Raw genomic sequence first — 17,218 nt, forward strand, 5'->3', positions numbered from 1 at the left:
TCGAATGTGATGATATCCACTCTATGGCCCGGCACTGACACCGGGTGCCGAATCCGGGTTTTGGAGACAATCGTCCCAGTATCGTTATCTGCGGCGACAGTCGTCCCCTCAGGCCTCTGTTTCGACATCCGATCGTCCCAGCACGTCGAGGATCCAGGCGTATTCGAAGGCGATCTCCCTCCAGGCGTCATACCGTCCGGAGGCTCCTCCGTGACCGGCGACCATTTCGGTCTTGAGCAGAGCGTTCGCACCGACTTCGCGGAGTCGGGCGACCCATTTCGCGGGTTCGACGTAGAGGACTCGGGTGTCGTTGAGCGAGGTCACGGCCAAGATCTGCGGGTAGGCCGCCTCGGTGACGTTTTCGTAGGGAGAGTACGAGCGCATGTACTCGTAGACCTGCGGATCATGCAGCGGGTCGCCCCATTCCTCCCATTCGATGACGGTCAGGGGCAGCTCGGGCATGAGGATCGAGGTGAGCGCGTCGACGAAAGGCACGTCGGCGCTGATTCCGGCGAAGAGCTCGGGCGCCATGTTCGCGATCGCGCCCATGAGCAGGCCCCCGGCCGATCCGCCGCTGGCCACGAGCCGATCCGGACTCGTCCATCCGGTGTCGATGAGGTGGCGGGCGACGTCGATGAAGTCGGTGAACGTGTTCTTCTTCGCCGTGGTCTTGCCCTGGTCGTACCAGTGTCGGCCCATTTCGCCGCCGCCGCGCACGTGCGCGATGGCGAAGACGACGCCGCGGTCGAGCAGCGACAGCCGCGAGACCGAGAAGTACGGATCCATGCTCGCCTCGTACGAGCCGTACCCGTAGAGGAGCAGCGGTTTCGCCGAGGCGGCGCTGCCGTTCGCCTCGTCCGCGCCGACTGCGTCCGCTGCGCCCTCCGGCGAGGCGGGATCGCCGTGTCCGCCGTGTCCGTCGTGTTCGTCGTGTTCGTCGGACTGGTGCAGGTCCTTGCGGAAGACCACCGAGATCGGGATGTCGGTGCCATCGCCGGTCTTCGCCCATAGGAGGGTTTCGGTGTAGGCGTCGAGGTCGACGGATCCGAGAACGGGCTGACGCTTGAGGACCGTGTCAGTGCCGTCTGCGACGCTGTGCGAATAGAGCACCGCGGGCGTCGACATGGAGGTGAAATGCAGTCGGACGCTCGTCTGCGCGAATTCGGGATTGCCGCCCAGTGACAGGGTTCCGGCCTCCCGGTCGAAGGGCAGCTCCTGCAGCGGCCCGAAGGGAGAGGAGGCATCGCCGAGGCGGATGATGCCGACGCGGGCGAAGCCGCCGCGACGGTAGCTGAGCACGATGAAGTCGGCGAAGGCGTCGACATCTTCGATGCGCAGGTCATCGACCCGCAGTTCGCCGTTGTGCGTTTCGCCGCTGCGCAGTTCGCCGTTGTGCAGCTCTCCGCTGCCGCCTGCGGCTTCGGTGACGATTACGTCGCGACCGGGCGCGGTCGGGTCGGCGGCGGGGACGTCGACGAGCTCGAAATCGGCGCGATTGCGGTTGTGGGTGATGAGGAATCGGTCCTCACCGCCGATGACGGCGTGCTCGACGGTGTATTCGACGCCGTCGACGCGGGGCCAGATCTCCTGGGGTTCTGCTTCGAGGTCGTCGACGCTGACGCCCCAGTACCCGGTGGTCGTCTTCGACCCGGTGACGACGAACATCATCCGGCCCGATCGTGAGAATCCCGATCCGACGAAGAAGCGCTCATCGGGTTCTTCGAAGATGCACACGTCGTCGCTGCTGTCGGTGCCGACCACGTGGCGCCACACCTTCTCCGGCCGCCAGGCGTCGTCGACAGTGGTGTAGAAGACGAAGCGACCGCTCGGGTCGAGGGAGGCTCCGGCGAAGGTGCCCTCGATCGTGTCGGCGAGGTCGTCTCCTGCGGCCAGGTCGCGGAGTCGGAGGGTGTAGCGTTCGTCGCCGGTGGTGTCGACACCGTAGAGGAGTCTGCTGCCGTCGTCCGAGAGTGAGAAGGAGCCGAGGGAGAAGAACTCCTGACCGGCGGCGGCGATGTTCGAGTCGAAGACGACTTCTTCACCGGGCAGAGGTTCTTCTCCGACCTCGGGCGGCGTCCAGTCATCGGGCCTGGAGATGGGAATCCGGACGCTGATGCCGTAGTCGAGCCCGGCCTTCGTGCGGGAGAAGTACCAATAGTTCCCGCGCCGGTTGGGCACGGACATATCGGTCTCTTTGATGCGCGTCTTGATCTCGGTGAAGATCGAATCTCGGAGCCCTTCGAGGTGAGCAGTCTGTGCGCTCGTCCAGGCGTTCTCTCCTTCGAGGTGGGCGATGACTTCGGGCGACTCCTTCTGGCGCATCCACTCGTAGTCGTCGATGAAGGTATGGCCGTGATGGGTGCGCTCGAAGGGAACTTTCTTCGCCACCGGTGCGGAAGCGGGGGTGGTCGCTGTAGAGGTCCCGGTCTCGGACTTGGTCCCAGCCGCGGCCCCGGACGGGGTCTGTGCTGAAGGAACGGTGGCAGGAGAATCGGCATCAGTCATGGTCCCACCCTAGTCACTCCGCCCGCCCACCTCGTCTGCGGTCAGTCGGCCGAGGCGTTTCCCCGATTGTCGCTGTTATGCCTCGGGGAATGACCACGAACGGACGGGCCGCGACGGCCAGGCACCGGCGCGCAGCGATGACCCGCCGTGAGCAGAATGCACTCAACGCGCTCAATGAGCAGAAAGCGCAGAGCGAGCACAAGCTCGCAGTCGACACTCAGCAAGCTCTAAGGTGAGTCTCGCATCACACTCGCCTTCAAAGGAGAAGACCGTGCCACAGGCGCCACCTCCCGAGGATTCGACGGTCGAATCCTCCCATCCCTCACGACGCACCTTCGGACGCATCGCCTACGGGGCGATCGCCTTGGCGGCGATCGGAACGGCGACGACATACTCGGTCAGGGCCGCCTCGGCGAAGGGCGACCTGTCGTCGAATCTCACCCTCATCGCTCCGGCCGGCGCCGGCGGCGGCTGGGACGGCTTTGCCCGCGAGACCCAGCAGGCCATGCGCGTCGACCGACTGGCCAACAACGCCCAGGTCGTCAACATCCCCGGAGCCGGCGGCACGATCGGCCTCGGCAAGTTCTCGACGATGCATGGTCGGGCGGACACGATCCTGGCCACGGGCACCGCCATGGTCGGCGGGATCGCACTGAACGAGTCGCCGGTCGGATTCGACAACACCACCCTGATGGCCCGCGTGGCCGAGGACTACGACGTCCTCATCGCCGCCGCCGATTCCCCGCACAATACGCTCGACGACGTCATCGGCGCATGGAAGAAGGATCCGCAAGGATTCGTGTGGACGGGGGGTTCGGCGGGTTCGGTCGACCATCTCACGATCGCGCAGCTCGCGCTCCTCGGCGGGATCGCCGCGTCCGACATCACCTATATTCCGAAGTCCGGCGGCGGCGAAGCGATCCAGACGCTGCTCTCGGGGACGACCGATTTCGCCTCCTGCGGCTTCAACGAGGTCTCCGACCAGATCGAAGCCGGACGCGTCAAGGCCATCGGCGTTGCCGCCCCGAAGCGGATCGAGGGCTTCGACGAGGTGCCGACGATGTCCGAACAGGGCTATGAGGTCACGCTGACGAACTGGCGCGGCTGGCTCGGAGCGCCGGACATCACCGGCGAGGAATCCGGCCAGCTGCTCGACATCCTTCAGAAGACCCGCGACAGCGCGGCCTGGAAGGACGCCCTCGAACGGAACAAATGGACCGACGTGTGGCTGACCGGCGACGAATTCGCCGAGTTCATCAAGGAGGACTCGTCACGGGTGGAGAAGCTGCTGAAGGAGTTGGGACTGTGAGCACACAGACGACGAAACGCACGGGCCACCTCGGCGCGGGAACCTGGTGGCAGGGACGGTCAGGACTCATCGTTCCCCTCATCATGGGAGCATTCTCGACCTATCTGCTCGTCGGCATCCTCACGATGGACGTGCCTGCGGATGCCGACAGACCGGGACCGCAGTTCTTCCCGACGATCATCATGCTCGTCGGCTACGCGCTGACGATCCTGCTGGTCATTGCCTATATCCGCAATCCCGAACCCGTCGATGTCGACGATGCGGTCCCGGCCCAGGTCGAAGAGGACAAGGCATTCTCGACTCCGGTCACCTCGGCGGTCGCGGCCTCTCGACTCTCCCCTCATGAGGAGGACGAACCCGAAGACGACCGCGCCGCCCTGGCCGCGGCCCGCAAGGCCGATTCGACGCACCGCACTCACAGTGACTTCGTGTCCCTGGCTTGGGGCGCCGGCGGTTTCGCGGCGTTCGCCCTCATCCTCGAATTCGCCGGGTGGATCATCGCCGCAGCGCTGCTGTTCTGGTGTGTGGCCCGGTCGATGGGATCGAAGAAGCCGCTGTTCGACCTCACTCTGGCACTGACGTTCTCGTCCCTGGTCTACATCGCCTTCGCGGTGATGCTGGGACTCAACCTTCCTTCGGGAATTCTGGGAGGTGGCTTCTGATATGGACGCTCTCATGTCCCTCTTCGAAGGCTTCGCACACGCTCTGACCCCGATGAACCTGCTGTGGGTGTTCGTCGGCTGCTTCCTCGGCACCGCCGTCGGCGTGCTGCCGGGCCTCGGGTCGTCGATGGCCGTGGCTCTGCTGCTGCCGATGACCTTCGCACTCGACCCCACAGGCGCGTTCATCATGTTCGCCGGCGTCTACTTCGGTGGGCTCTTCGGCGACTCAACGATGGCCATCCTCATGAACACCCCGGGGCAGGCCTCTGCGATCGCCTCGACGTTCGAAGGCCACAAGATGGCGAAATCCGGGCGGGCCCCGCAGGCTCTGGCCACCGCGGCGATCGGCGCATTCATCGGCGGGTTCATCTCCTGCTTCCTCGTCGTCTTCGTCGCTCCCGCGTTGGCGGATCTGTCGACGAGCTTCGGCCCGGCCGAGTTCTTCGCCCTTGCCCTGTTCGCCTTCGTCGCCACCTCCTCGGTGGTCGCCGATTCGGTGCTCAAGGGGCTCACGGCTCTGGTGCTGGGCATCGGCTTCACCGTCATCGGCATCGACTCGGTTTCGGGCACGGAGCGGTTCACTCTCGGCGTCCCCGAACTCTTCGACGGTGTTTCGCTGGTCACGGTGACGGTCGGTGTGCTGGCGCTGGGCGAAGTGTTCTTCATCGCCTCCCGGATCCGCCGCCAGGCCACGGACAACACAGTCAGCTCCTCGGGCCGCCCGTTCCTCTCCCGCAAGGAGGTCGGCGAAGCTCTGCCGGCGTGGCTGCGCGGCACGGCGATCGGTCTGCCCTTCGGCGTCATCCCCGTCGGCGGTGCCGATGTTCCGACGTTCATGGCCTACGGCCTGGAGCGCAAGCTCGATTCCCGGCGGAAGGATCCGCAGTTCGGACAGGGCGCGATCCGTGGTCTTGCCGCCCCCGAGGCGGCCGGATCGGCGACGACGGGCATCGCGATGGGTGCGCTGCTGGCTCTGGGTCTGCCGATCTCGGCGACGGCGGCGATCATGCTCGCGGCGTTCCGTCAGTACGGCATCCAGCCCGGTCCACTGCTCTTCGACCGCTCCCCCGAGCTCGTCTGGGGTCTGCTGGCGAGCTTCTTCGTCGCGATGATCGTCCTGCTCATCATCAACCTGCCGTTCGCTCCGCTGTGGGCGAAGCTGCTGAAGATCCCGGACCCGTACCTCTACGGCGGCATCGCGGTCTTCTGCGGCCTGGGCATCTATGCAACGTCCGCCTCGACGTTCGAGCTGCTCATCCTGCTGGGCATCGGCGTGCTGAGCTTCGTGCTCAAGCGCTACGGTGTCCCGCTGGCTCCACTGATGATCGGCATGGTGCTCGGGCCCCTGGCCGAGTCGAACCTGCGTGATGCCCTGCTGGCGGCCGGCGGAGACGCGTCGACTTTGGTGTCCTCGCCGATCACGATCGTCATCTACCTCGTGCTCATCGCCGCTCTGGTCTACACCGGCATCGGCCGAGTGCTCGCCCGCAAACGGCAGAAGCAGGCGACGCAGGATTCGCCCACTCCGGCGAACTCGTCGCAGGGCTGACCCCGCGGCCGCGGCGGAGGCCGCTGCGGTTGCTGGGTACGGTTCCGGCCACGGCAATCACCAGCGACTGGGGAGATGGTCCCGGCTTAGTGCCGAGGATCGTCTCCCCAGTCCTTTGTCGCAAATGGCGCCGAAGATAGGTCAGCACCGGATACTTTCTCCCCCGAGAAGTATCCGGTGCTGACCTATTTTCGTGGGGAGTCCACTGCCCAGGGCGCTCTGCCCCGCACCCACTGCCGGTGAAGCGGGATCAGCGGTCGGAATCAGATCGGGAAGCTGCTCTCGGCAGGAGCCGCCCGGCGCCCTTGAGGCCGAAACTCGTGAGCACAGCGGCGATGAGGACGAGGACGACAGCCGCACCGGCGGCCCACTGCACGCCGAAGTCGAAGGCCGACACAGCCGCCTCGGAGATCCTCTCATCGGCCGCAGCACCCAGTCCGGACGCGTATTCGAGGGCGGAGCCGAGCGTATCGAACTCGGCTTTGTCCGCTGTGTCCCCGATCGCGGACTGCAGTGCGGATCCGTACATGAAGGTCGAGAGTCCGCCGAGCACGGTCGTGCCCATGACGGAACCGAATTCGTAGGCGGTCTCCGATATCGCCGAGGCGGCTCCGGCCTTGTGAGCGGGGACCGCGGCGAGGATGAGGTCGTTCGTGATGACCTCGGCGGTGCCGAGTCCGATGCCGAGGATGAGGAAGGCCAGCAGCATTCCCATCACGGAGTGTTCGGAGGTGAAGGCGATGATGCCCATGCCGACGGCGTTGAGCACGAGCGCACAAGGCACGACGACGCGCAGTTCGAAGCGGGCCATGAGCGGCACCGCGAGGTAGCCGGCCGCGACCGAGGTGATCAGCCCAGGGATGAGCACAAGCGCGGCGTCGATCGGAGAGAGCCCGAGCACGAGCTGGAGCAGCTGGGTGCCGAAGTAGAGGAACCCGGCCAGCCCCATGACGCTCAGCAGGTTCGACACCACCGCCGAGGTGAACACGGAGTTCGCGAACAGACGGACGTCGAGCATCGGGGTCGGTGTGGCGAGCTGGCGGAGGACGAAGCTGGCGCCGGCGACGATCGCCACGGACAGGGTGAACCAGAAGAGGAGGTCGGCACCAGAGGCCATGCTGTGTTTGATGGCGAAGACGAGCGGGGCCAGGGCAAGCATCGACAGGATGATGGAGAGCGGGTCGAGGCGGCCGGGGTTCGGATCGCGCGATTCGGGCAGCAGGATGGCAGCTGCGGGGATGAAGAGCGCGATGAGCGGCAGGTTGATGAAGAAGACCGAGCTCCAGTGGAAGTGCTCGAGCAGAAAGCCGCCGACGATCGGCCCCAGAGCGGCACCGCCGGAGAACATCGCGGCCCAGGTGGCGATCGCGATGCGGCGGTCCTTATCGTGGTCGAAGATGTTGCGGATGAGTGACAGCGTCGAGGGCATGAGGGTGGCGCCGAAGATGCCCAGCAGTGCGCGGGCGACGATGAGCATCTCGGCCGAGGTGGAGAACGCCGCGAGAAGTGAGGCCGCACCGAATCCGGCGGACCCGATGATGAGCAGTTTGCGACGCCCGACTCGATCGCCGAGGCTGCCCATGGCCACCAGCAGACCGGCGAGCATGAGCGCGTAGATGTCGACGATCCACAGCAGCTGCGTGCCGGTCGGATGCAGGCCGGTGCTGATGGCCGGGATCGCGAAGCCGAGGACCGTGTTGTCGATCGAGATCAGCAGCACGGGGACCATGAGCACCGCGAGCCCGGCCCATTCGCGCCGGCCGGCACGCAGCTGTGGAGTCAGTGTCGTCGTCATGCCCACCACTGTACCGTCTGGACGGTTCAGTTGGGTAGCCGGCTGCGATCTCCAGATCATCCTGCCGCGGAATACAGATCGCAGTAGCGCGTCCTCAGGAGATGCACGGAGTGCTCGACAGCCTCGGCGATGCCGTGCCCCCATCGGCACAGCCGCTTGGCACCGTCGGTTCGTCCCCTCACCGCCTCGGCCCGGTTCCGGGCGCACCGTCCGTCTCATGGACCCCGCCATCGACTAGGCTCAGGGTCATGGCACGCAATCCGACCGCAACCAAGGAGAAGCTGCTCGACGCATTCGATGAGCTTCTCGACGAACACGGCACAGCCGGTGCGACTCTGGACGCAGTAGCCGCGAAGGCAGGAGTCTCCAAGGGCGGTCTGCTCTACCATTTCGGGTCGAAGGCGGCACTCATCGACGGCAGCCTGGAACGACTCGACCAGCTGGTCGGCGAAGACATCGAAGCGATGAAAGCCGCCGGCGAACGCCTCCACTACTACTACCTCGAGACCTCGGCCGAGGTCGGCACTCCCCTGGACCGCAGCCTCATCGCCGCCGGCTGTCTGGCACTCGAGAACGAGGAGGCCAAGGCGGCTCTGCGCAGGACCAGGGAAGCGTGGTTCAACCTACTCAACGACCACCTCGGCGATGCTGACCTGGCGATGACGATCCAGCTCATCGGCGACGGCATGTATTTCAATCAGAACTTCGGACTCTCACAGGATGAAGCCCTCGACCACGTGAAGCGGGTGCTCACGCGCCTCGGGCTCTGAGGCACCCCCATGGAGTTCCGGACGTCTCGTGCGGAATATTGCCTCAGCTTTCCGCACAGATCGTCCGGAAGTCGGCCCACCACCGCGGCGTCACTCGCACACAGCTGACTGTGGATGGCGATTCTCTATCCACAGGCTGGTTTCGCGCCATTTCTTTTCAGTGACCGGAAGGCGAAGCTGGCTCCTATGTACGCTGACTCTCGCTGGGTGATGCACGATTTTCCGGAGGTATTCCGAACCCGGGACTACATCGAACGCGGCATCACACGGCACAGTCTCTATCATTCGAAGCGCTTTCAGCAGGTACTGCCCGGCGTACGGATGGACCTCGAACGGTTCGACCGTCGCCCGGTACCGGCGTGGGCCGATACTGACTGGCTGTTTGATGCGCAGAGGCTCAGAGCCGCGCTCCTCCACTACCCGGACATTGCTGCCAGCCACGCACTTGCCGCGCGGCTCTACGGCTGGCCGCTTCCCTCCAACTGGCTGACGTCGCAACTCCATGTCTCAGTCACAGAGCCCAATTGTCGGATCAGGCTCCCTGGGATCACTCTGCGCCGAATGACGACCATGACGGTCAGGCAATGGTTCAGCTTGCCCATTCTCGCTCCGGAAGAGGTCATCATCGGAATCGCAGGTGACCTGATGCAACGCGACCTCGTGAAAATCTGCGACGCGGCCGTCGGCAACTGGCACGGACCACCACAGATCGGGCTCGACGAACTGCGTGACTGCATTCGCACACGTCCATTCCTCCGCGGACGACAGCACCTCGTGGAGGCGGCCAGCCTCGCCCGCCCGACTGTCGATTCGCCACCCGAGACAGACCTGCGGCTGTGGGCCGTCGAAGTCGGTCTGCCCGAACCTGTCGTGCATCCTCATGTTCGCAGCCGCCTCCTTGGGCGCATAGTCGAGCCTGACCTCGGCTATCCCGACGCGCGGCTCGCTCTGGAGTATGAAGGCGGCCACCACTTCGAATCGAAGCGGCAGAGAGAAAGCGACCTCAGACGCGACGAAGCGCTCCGTGCAGAAGGCTGGACAGTTCTCCATGTGACCAACAACGCCGACTACATCCTGCTGGAGGCACAGATTCGTGACCATCTGGGTCTCGAGCTACGCGTTCGGTCGGGTCGCGGCAGGGGTGGCGGCTGTTGACCATGCGCCGACTGACTGGAATGTCGCTCGTCTCAGGCGGGATTCAGCCACAAGACGGGAAGTTCCGGACGATCTGTGCGGAAAACTGAGGCCCAAATCAGCACAGATCGTCCGGAACTTCCTTTAACACGCCTCCGCACGCAGCGAAGATGACCGGTTCGGGCGAGAGTCAGCTCAGGTGGTGCACCTCCTGCAGCCCGTACACCGGAGTCTCGATGCCCTCGTGCCGGGCCTTGAGCTGCAGTGCCAGGTAGAGCGAGTAGTGGCGGGACTGGTGGAGGTTGCCGCCCATGAACCACAGGTTCTCCTGCTGGGTGGGCTTCCACATATTGCGCTGCTCGCCCTCCCACGGGCCCGGGTCCTTCGTCGTCTCCGACCCCAGCCCCCAGCATTTGCCGACCTTGTCCGCGGTCTCCTGGTCGACGAGGTCGGCGACCCAACCGTTCATCGAACCGTAGCCGGTGGCATAGACGACGAGGTCGGCCGGCAGCTCGGTGCCATCCGCCAACACAACCGAGTCAGAAGTCAGGTGGTCGACCTGCCCTTTGGCCAGCTTCACCTTGCCGTCGGCGACGAGTTCGGCGGATCCGACATCGATGTAGTAGCCCGAGCCGCGGCGCAGGTACTTGAGGAACAGACCGGACTCGTCGTCGCCGAAGTCGAGGTCGAATCCGGCATCCTCCATGCGCTGGTAGAAGTCCTTGTCTTCTTCCTTGATCTGGTCGTAGAGCGGGATCTGGAACTCGTGCATGATCCGGTACGGCAGTGACGCGAAGATGAGATCCGCCTTCTCCGTCGTCACGCCGTTCTCCAGAGCGCGTTCGGAGTACAGGTCCCCCATCGCGATCTCCACGAGAGAGTCGCTCTTGACGATGTGCGTGCTCGAGCGCTGCACCATGGTGACGTCGGCGCCGTTCTCGTACAGGGCTCCGCAGATGTCGAAGGCCGAGTTGTTGCTGCCGATGACGACGACCTTCTTACCGGCATAGGCGTCGGGGCCTGGGTGCTGCGAGGAGTGCTGCTGCTCGCCTTCGAAGATGTCCGAGCCCGGGAACGTGGGGATGTTCGGCTTGCCCGACATGCCCGTGGCCATCACCAGATGGGTCGGGCGCAGAGTGACCTTCTCTCCGTTCCGGTCGACCTCGACCGTCCACCGGCCTTCCGCTTCGTCGTATTTCGCTGAGGCGGCTGTCGTCGACGACCAGTACGGAATCTCCATCACCTTCGTGTAGAACTCCAACCAGTCCGCGATCTTGTCCTTCGGTGCGAACACCGGCCAATTGTCGGGGAACTTCAGGTACGGCAGGTGGTCGTACCAGACCGGGTCGTGCAGACACAGCGACTTGTACCGCGACCGCCACTGGTCACCCGGCCGCTCCCACCGATCGATGACCAGGGAGGGCACCCCGAGTTGGCGGAGGCGAGCGCCGAGGGCGATCCCGCCCTGCCCGCCACCGACGACGAGGATGTACGGATCGGCGGTCGTACCCCAGGCGGCGTCCTCCTCGGCGAGTTTCTCCGACCAGCTCTTCCGCTCGGGATCGACGCCGTGTTCGGCGCCCTTGACCCGGCGGGTGCCGCGCGGCTCCTCGTGTCCGGCGATCTCCTGCAGCGAGGTAAGCATGGTCCAGGCCTTGATGCCGTCTTCGTCGATGAGGCGGACGAGCCCTTTTCCGCGCCCCACCGAGGTGGCGAAGGTGAACCATGCTTCCGTCACTCCGTCGGCGGTTGCCGCGGGTTCGGCCAGTTCGAATTCTTCCGGTGAGACCCGGTCGAGATTGTGGGTGAGCAGGTCGGTGACCCCATCGGGGTTCTCCACCGTTTTGAGGTTCCAGGTGAAGGACACAAGGTCCCTCCAGTAGCTGTCGGTGGCGAACAGTCCCGCAGCGGCCGGGATATCCCGGCGGCTCAGTGCCGATTCGAAGTCCTGCAGCCACCTCATGGCGATATCGTCGGCAGTCAGCTGGGGACGGTCGAGCGTCGTTGTCATGTCACTCCTCCTCGTTGAGTTCAGTGACTCCAAACTAGGCCGGGTGTTCACGGCTCGGAAGAGTTGCATCGGATTGCATGGCCCACGCAGTGCCGGGATTCTCATCAAAGCTTCGACCCCATGGTCAGAGGCGCGTTCCCGACTTATACTCAAGGCATGCTTCAGCCGGATCTGGCGCATCTCGCCAGAGATCTGACACGCATTCACGATGCTGTGATCACCGGGGCATCGCCCCCGGTGCAACCGCGCGCGCTGGTCAGGCGCTCGTGGGATCGGATGCTGCGTCTGGGGCTGGACCCGGATGGCGCGAATGCGCGGATCGTCGCCGATGAGGCCGAGCTGGAGACCCGGCGGCGCACGTCGCGGCTGCGGCTCGTCGTCGAGGAGATGCGGTCGGTGCTGCTGCGGGCTCCCGATGCCGCCCCGTTCATCCTCGTCGTCACCGATGCCGACGGCGTCATTCTGTGGCGAGACGGTGCGGCATCGGCCAGACGGCAAGCCGATGAGCTCGGGTTCGTCGAAGGAGCGCATTGGTCCGAAGTCAAGGTCGGCACGAATGCCATCGGCACGGCGCTGGCCGAGGAGGCTCCCGTCCAGCTCTTCTCCGCCGAACACTTCGAAGCCTCGCAGCATCCCTGGTACTGCAGTGCCGTGCCCGTCCACGACCCGCACGACGGGACCCTGTTGGGAGTCGTCGACATCAGCGGCCCGGCGATGACTCTCCACCCGGCCGTGCAGTCCTTGGTGACGACGGCGGTGCGGTTGGCCGAGGCGCGGCTGATGATCGCGCAGCAGGAAGCCCTGAACACCCTGCGCGATCGGATGTCGGCGATGCTCGCCGGCACGGCCGGTCCGGCACTCGTCGTCGACGATGCCGGATGGGTGGCCTACCAGCAGGGAGTGCGCAGCCGCGACCGCATCGAGGCCCCCGCCGCCGACCGTTCGATCCTCATTCCCGGTGCCGGTCTGTGCCTGCCGGAGAAGATCACCGGCGGCTGGCTGCTGCGGCCCACCGGCGACCGCCGGGCCTCGGTGACTCTGCACCTGCACCAGGAACCACCCGTGCTCGACATCCATTCCGGCACCGACCCCCTCGTCGTTCCGCTCACGCCGCGGCGGGCGCAGATTCTGGCGGCGGTCACCTCGGCGGGGGTTGAAGGGATCAGTGCCGCCGATCTCAGCCAGCGACTCTACGGGGACGGCGACCATGTGGTCACCGTCCGCGCTGAGGTCTCTCGTCTGCGCCGATCCGTCGGTGCGCTGCTCGCCACCCGCCCCTACCGCTGGGCCGAGGGCGTCGACGCACGGGTGGAGTGACTCTCGGACCGACGCGGACCAGTCCGAGCCGTCACCTGCCGGCCCCACGGTAGCTCCCGACCGACCACAGCACACCCTCGGGGTCCTGGATGGCGAAGTCGAGCGAACCGTAGTCCTGCTCGGTCAGTCCCATGACCTCGGTGGCGCCCGCGGCGAGCGCACGCTGGTGAAGCTCACGGACGTTGCCGGAGGCCAGATACACCGACCCCGAGGCGACTCCCGTCTTGGTCATGACCCCACCGTCGTCGCGAACGGACCCGAGCATCACTCCCCCGCCCTCAGGCCAGGCGAGTTCGGCATGATCGACACGGTCCGGGTCGTCGGCGTTCGTGTACTCGGCGATGACGTCGAAGCCGAGCGCTTCCTGCAGAAAGGCGATCGCGGCTTTGGCGTCGCGGTAGCGGAAGGTGGGCCAGACATTGGCATGGTTCTCGGACATGGTCACTCCTGAGGTCGTCGCAGTTGGAATTCCATCATCGACGCGCACCCACCTATACGTCTTGGACAAATGGGAACAGGTCATCCCCTCGCCGAGGCGGCCCCCACCGAATCTGTTCCCTCAGTCCGGGTCCGGGCCACGTCATCGTCGGCCAGCCATCGGCTGGGGCTGAGACCGACGAAATCCTGGAAGTCCCGGTTGAGGTGCGCTTGGTCGGCGTAGCCGCATCTCACAGCGATCTCCGCCAGACTGCCCCGGCCTTCCGGGATGAGCCTCCGTGCCCGATCGAAGCGGACGATGCGGGCGGCGTCCTTGAGTCCGATCCCGTATTCGGATCGGAACTGGCTGCCCAGATGGCGCCTGCTCCATCCCACGTGATCGGCGACGCGGGAGACGGGCAGGCCGCCATGGCTGTCGGCGATCCGATGCCAGGCGGCGGCCACCTCGGTGCGGGGACGATTCGCGTCATCGATCGTGCGCATGAGCACGTCGTCGATGGCGGCGAAGCGGGCGGACCATTCGGTCTCGAGGTTGACCCGCTCGTGCAGTTCCGCGGCCAGCGGCCGGGAGATCCGAGCGAGGTCGACGCTGTGGTGGGCGAATTCTGCGGCGGGGATTCCGAAGAACGCCCGTGGGGCCAACGGGCTGAAATTGATCTGGATTCCCGACATCGCACCGGGGTGGGCGATGAGTGTCGAGCGCAGGTGGAGGCCGGCGAGCAGCACGTCGAAGTGCTCGCGGCTGCCGGTCAGCGCATCGACCTGGCACAGTGGTTCGTCGATCGAGACGATGAAGGTCAGCGTTCCCGAGGGCAGTCCGAGATGCGTCCCCGCGGGGACGCCGGAGATGTCGTAGCCGACGTAGTCGCCCACGAACGGCCGCAGTCTCGGGTGGGGCCGGCCGATCAGCTCGTCAGTGCGCGACGCGGACATGGCGCCAGTGTAGACCCTCGAGTGCGGGCAGTCACCGGTCCTTCCAGTCCGGGCGCGAGTTCACGCCCATGGTTGGGGTCGGAGTCCGTGGGCTCCGCGATAGCTCGGGGAGGTCGGCTGCTCCCACTCGCCGAGGAGGTCCTCGGGGAGGCGATAGACCGTGACCTTGAGAGGGTGGCAGTTCTCCACCGGATCGGACGAGCCGTCACCGAACATCGGTGCGGACAGATCTCCGCCGGGGCAGGTGGACAGGGCCGCGAGCAGATGTTGTTCGGCGAAGAACTCGAAGTGGTCGCCCGGGCGTGCCGGGCAGGTCTTCATGAAGTATTCGTCGTTGTCATTCAGCCCCGTGCATTGGAAGACATTGAGCACATCATGGACGTCGAATTCGGTGAGACCGTACGGCAGGATCGCGCGGACGAGGTTCGAATGGCAGTGGTAGTCGAAGTCGTCACCGCTCAGCATCTGCGACACATACGGGTCGCATCGGGTGCCCAAGGTGTCGTGCACGCGGCCGCCTTCCGGGTCGGCGCCGTAGTCGGACAGTGTGTCGCCGACGATGGTGGCCATCGGCCGCAGAAACGGCAGCGTCGACCACAGGCGGTCGAATGTGGACACGTGTGCGGCCTGGAGTTGTCGGGTCCGTGCCGCCCAGAATCGTTCCCTGGGGTCGTGGCGATTCCACAGATTGAGGTCGCCGACCTGCGGGCCGTCGACAGTGGAGAGGCGGCAGATATGGCCGGCGGGGATGTCCCATGCCTGACCGGAGCGGATGGGGATGGTGAACTCGTCGATGATCTCCCGGGACTGGGTGTCCTCACCGATCTGTGAGTAGAAGTCTCTGTCGACCTCGAGCGCGGGGCCCTGATAGGCGGCTTCCTGCAGACGGCTCTGAGCCATTGGACGCATCCTCCTCCATAGTCGTGTCGCCTGCAACGATGCCAGCTTCGCACCGGCTGTCCAAGCGGGTTTCGTCGGGTCTATGCTGAAATCACAGAGCCGACGCAGGTGAATCAGCGTCGTTGTATGCACCGAACCGCGTGCACCGAGCAGTGGGAGGTCGGAATGGCTGACGAGAAGATCGACGTGGAGATGCAGGACACGGGAGAGTTCCTGGCCAGCATCCGCTCAGCGGCGGGAACCGACGAGATCGTTCTGATGTTCGACGATGCCGAAGAGGTCTCCGACGGAGTCTTGGGCAATGACGAAGCCTCTGTCCGGGCGACCGTGGAATTCCTCCTCAGCCATCAGCCTCCCGGGGACCTGCCGGACCGGATCGACCTCGTCGACATCGCCGCCGCCTACGACGGCGCCATCGAGTCCATCCGGAAGCTGCGGGGTTAGCAACCCACAGCACTGTGCTGGCGGGCCCATGCCGAAGGGCGGAACCGACTCACTGTCGGCTCCGCCCTTCACCATGTGATTCGATGCGGGATGCCCCCGGGGGCCCTGCTCAGTCCAGCAGGTCGTGACGCACGATCGACTGTTCGCGATCGGGACCGACGCCGATGACCGACATCCGGCAGCCCGAGAGCTCTTCGAGGGCGAGCACGTACTTCTGCGCATTGACCGGCAGGTCGTCGAAGGTGCGAGCCTTCGTGATGTCCTCGGTCCAGCCGTCGAAGTACTCGAAGATCGGCTTCGCGTGGTGGAACTCGGTCTGCGACACCGGCATCTCATCCTGGCGCTGCCCGTCGACGTCGTAGGCGACACAGACAGGGATCCGCTCGATGCCGGTGAGCACGTCGAGCTTGGTCAGCACATAGTCGGTGAAGCCGTTGGTGCGGGCGGCGTAGCGGGCGATGACCGCGTCATACCAGCCGCAGCGGCGCGGACGACCGGTGTTGACACCGAACTCTCCGCCGGCCTTCTGCAGGTATTCGCCCATCTCATCGAACAGCTCGGTCGGGAACGGTCCGGCACCCACCCGGGTGGTGTATGCCTTGACGATGCCGACGACGCGGTTGATCCGGGTCGGGCCGATGCCGGTGCCCACGCAGGATCCGCCGGCTGTCGGGTTCGACGAGGTGACGAACGGGTAGGTGCCGTGGTCGACGTCGAGCATGGTCGCCTGTCCGCCCTCCATGACGACGACCTCACCGCGGTCGAGTGCCTCATTGAGCATGAGTTCGGTCTCGGCGACGTAGGGACGCAGACGTTCGATGAAGGGTTCGAAGTATTCGACGATCTCTTCGACCGACACCGCCCGGCGGTTGTAGACCTTGACGAGCAGTTCGTTCTTCTGCCGCAGCGATCCTTCGATCTTCTGCCGCAGGATCGACTCGTCGAAGACGTCCTGGACGCGGATGCCCAAGCGCCCGATCTTGTCCATATAGGCCGGTCCGATGCCGCGGCCGGTGGTGCCGATGGCCCGCTTGCCGAGGAACCGTTCGGTCACCTTGTCCAGCGTCTGGTGGTACGGAGCCACGAGGTGGGCGTTCGCGGAGATCCGCAGCTTCGATGTGTCCGCGCCGCGCGACTCGAGGGCGTCGATCTCCTCGAAGAGCGCCTCGAGGTTGACGACGACGCCGTTGCCGATGACCGGAGTGACGTTCGGTGAGAGGATGCCCGCCGGCAGAAGCTTGAGTTCGTACTTCTCTCCCCCGACGACAACCGTGTGGCCGGCGTTGTTCCCACCATTGGGCTTGACCACGTAGTCGACGCTGGTGCCGAGGATATCGGTGGTCTTACCTTTACCTTCGTCGCCCCACTGAGCGCCGACGACAACGATTGCTGGCATGAGAGTGCTTCACCTCGAAGTGAAAGGGGATGTCATTACTCCCCAAGTCTACTGG

The 17,218-nt window shown here is 65.3% G+C and carries 15 protein-coding genes; 8 read left to right on the forward strand and 7 right to left on the reverse strand.

From position 1 onward, the window contains the following. Nucleotides 1-108: 108 nt before the first annotated feature. Complete coding sequence (locus AD89_RS0114105) at nt 109-2,505, reverse strand: S9 family peptidase (protein ID WP_025779946.1); 2,397 nt, start codon at nt 2,503-2,505, stop codon at nt 109-111. An 89-nt stretch (nt 2,506-2,594) separates the two neighbouring features. Here AD89_RS0114105 and AD89_RS20000 point away from each other — a divergent pair, with 89 nt between their 5' ends. Genes AD89_RS20000 through AD89_RS0114120 form a run of 4 tightly spaced genes read left to right on the forward strand, consistent with a single transcriptional unit; the run spans nt 2,595 to nt 6,025 of the window. After that, nucleotides 2,595-2,741, forward strand: a complete 147-nt coding sequence (locus AD89_RS20000) for a hypothetical protein (protein ID WP_155807467.1) — start codon at nt 2,595-2,597, stop codon at nt 2,739-2,741. Between the two features lie 35 nt (nt 2,742-2,776). Beyond that, entirely contained in the window at nt 2,777-3,814 is a 1,038-nt protein-coding gene (locus AD89_RS0114110) for a Bug family tripartite tricarboxylate transporter substrate binding protein (protein ID WP_025779948.1), read from the forward strand. Beyond that, complete coding sequence (locus tag AD89_RS0114115) at nt 3,811-4,476, forward strand: tripartite tricarboxylate transporter TctB family protein (protein ID WP_025779950.1); 666 nt, start codon at nt 3,811-3,813, stop codon at nt 4,474-4,476. Before AD89_RS0114110 ends, AD89_RS0114115 begins: the two co-directional genes overlap by 4 nt. A 1-nt stretch (nt 4,477) precedes the next feature. Further along, entirely contained in the window at nt 4,478-6,025 is a 1,548-nt protein-coding gene (locus tag AD89_RS0114120; protein ID WP_025779951.1) for a tripartite tricarboxylate transporter permease, read from the forward strand. A 250-nt stretch (nt 6,026-6,275) separates the two neighbouring features. Here AD89_RS0114120 and AD89_RS0114125 read toward each other — a convergent pair whose 3' ends face one another. Further along, nucleotides 6,276-7,820, reverse strand: coding sequence for an MFS transporter (locus AD89_RS0114125; RefSeq protein WP_025779954.1), 1,545 nt, complete (start codon nt 7,818-7,820; stop codon nt 6,276-6,278). Between the two features lie 248 nt (nt 7,821-8,068). Between AD89_RS0114125 and AD89_RS0114130 the strand changes: the two genes are divergently transcribed. Beyond that, nucleotides 8,069-8,590, forward strand: a complete 522-nt coding sequence (locus tag AD89_RS0114130) for a TetR/AcrR family transcriptional regulator (protein ID WP_025779955.1) — start codon at nt 8,069-8,071, stop codon at nt 8,588-8,590. Between the two features lie 114 nt (nt 8,591-8,704). Next, nucleotides 8,705-9,745 (forward strand): endonuclease domain-containing protein, encoded by a 1,041-nt coding sequence (locus tag AD89_RS0114135; RefSeq protein WP_231488694.1) that lies wholly within the window; start codon nt 8,705-8,707, stop codon nt 9,743-9,745. Between the two features lie 169 nt (nt 9,746-9,914). Here AD89_RS0114135 and AD89_RS0114140 read toward each other — a convergent pair whose 3' ends face one another. Beyond that, nucleotides 9,915-11,735, reverse strand: coding sequence for a flavin-containing monooxygenase (locus tag AD89_RS0114140; RefSeq protein ID WP_025779957.1), 1,821 nt, complete (start codon nt 11,733-11,735; stop codon nt 9,915-9,917). Nucleotides 11,736-11,891: 156 nt separating this feature from the next. On the opposite strand from AD89_RS0114140, the gene AD89_RS0114145 reads away from it, so the two are divergent. After that, the gene (locus AD89_RS0114145; RefSeq protein ID WP_035320930.1) at nt 11,892-13,052 is read left to right on the forward strand and encodes a GAF domain-containing protein; all 1,161 of its coding nucleotides are present in this window, start codon (nt 11,892-11,894) and stop codon (nt 13,050-13,052) included. A 31-nt stretch (nt 13,053-13,083) separates the two neighbouring features. Here the strand turns inward: AD89_RS0114145 and AD89_RS0114150 are convergent, their stop codons facing one another. The 3 genes from AD89_RS0114150 to AD89_RS0114160 form a co-directional block, all read right to left on the reverse strand. Next, nucleotides 13,084-13,491 (reverse strand): VOC family protein, encoded by a 408-nt coding sequence (locus tag AD89_RS0114150; protein WP_035320932.1) that lies wholly within the window; start codon nt 13,489-13,491, stop codon nt 13,084-13,086. Between the two features lie 80 nt (nt 13,492-13,571). Continuing rightward, nucleotides 13,572-14,423, reverse strand: coding sequence for a helix-turn-helix domain-containing protein (locus AD89_RS0114155; protein WP_025779962.1), 852 nt, complete (start codon nt 14,421-14,423; stop codon nt 13,572-13,574). A gap of 60 nt (nt 14,424-14,483) precedes the next feature. After that, nucleotides 14,484-15,323 (reverse strand): urea carboxylase-associated family protein, encoded by an 840-nt coding sequence (locus AD89_RS0114160; RefSeq protein ID WP_025779964.1) that lies wholly within the window; start codon nt 15,321-15,323, stop codon nt 14,484-14,486. Between the two features lie 165 nt (nt 15,324-15,488). Between AD89_RS0114160 and AD89_RS0114165 the strand changes: the two genes are divergently transcribed. After that, nucleotides 15,489-15,767 (forward strand): hypothetical protein, encoded by a 279-nt coding sequence (locus AD89_RS0114165; protein ID WP_155807468.1) that lies wholly within the window; start codon nt 15,489-15,491, stop codon nt 15,765-15,767. Nucleotides 15,768-15,876: 109 nt separating this feature from the next. On the opposite strand, the gene AD89_RS0114170 is transcribed toward AD89_RS0114165, so the two are convergent. Further along, nucleotides 15,877-17,163 (reverse strand): adenylosuccinate synthase, encoded by a 1,287-nt coding sequence (locus AD89_RS0114170; protein WP_025779968.1) that lies wholly within the window; start codon nt 17,161-17,163, stop codon nt 15,877-15,879. Between the last annotated feature and the right edge of the window lie 55 nt (nt 17,164-17,218).

The sequence above is a fragment of the Brevibacterium sp. VCM10 genome (genome assembly GCF_000583215.1).
GTDB classification, from domain to species: Bacteria; Actinomycetota; Actinomycetes; order Actinomycetales; family Brevibacteriaceae; genus Brevibacterium; species Brevibacterium linens.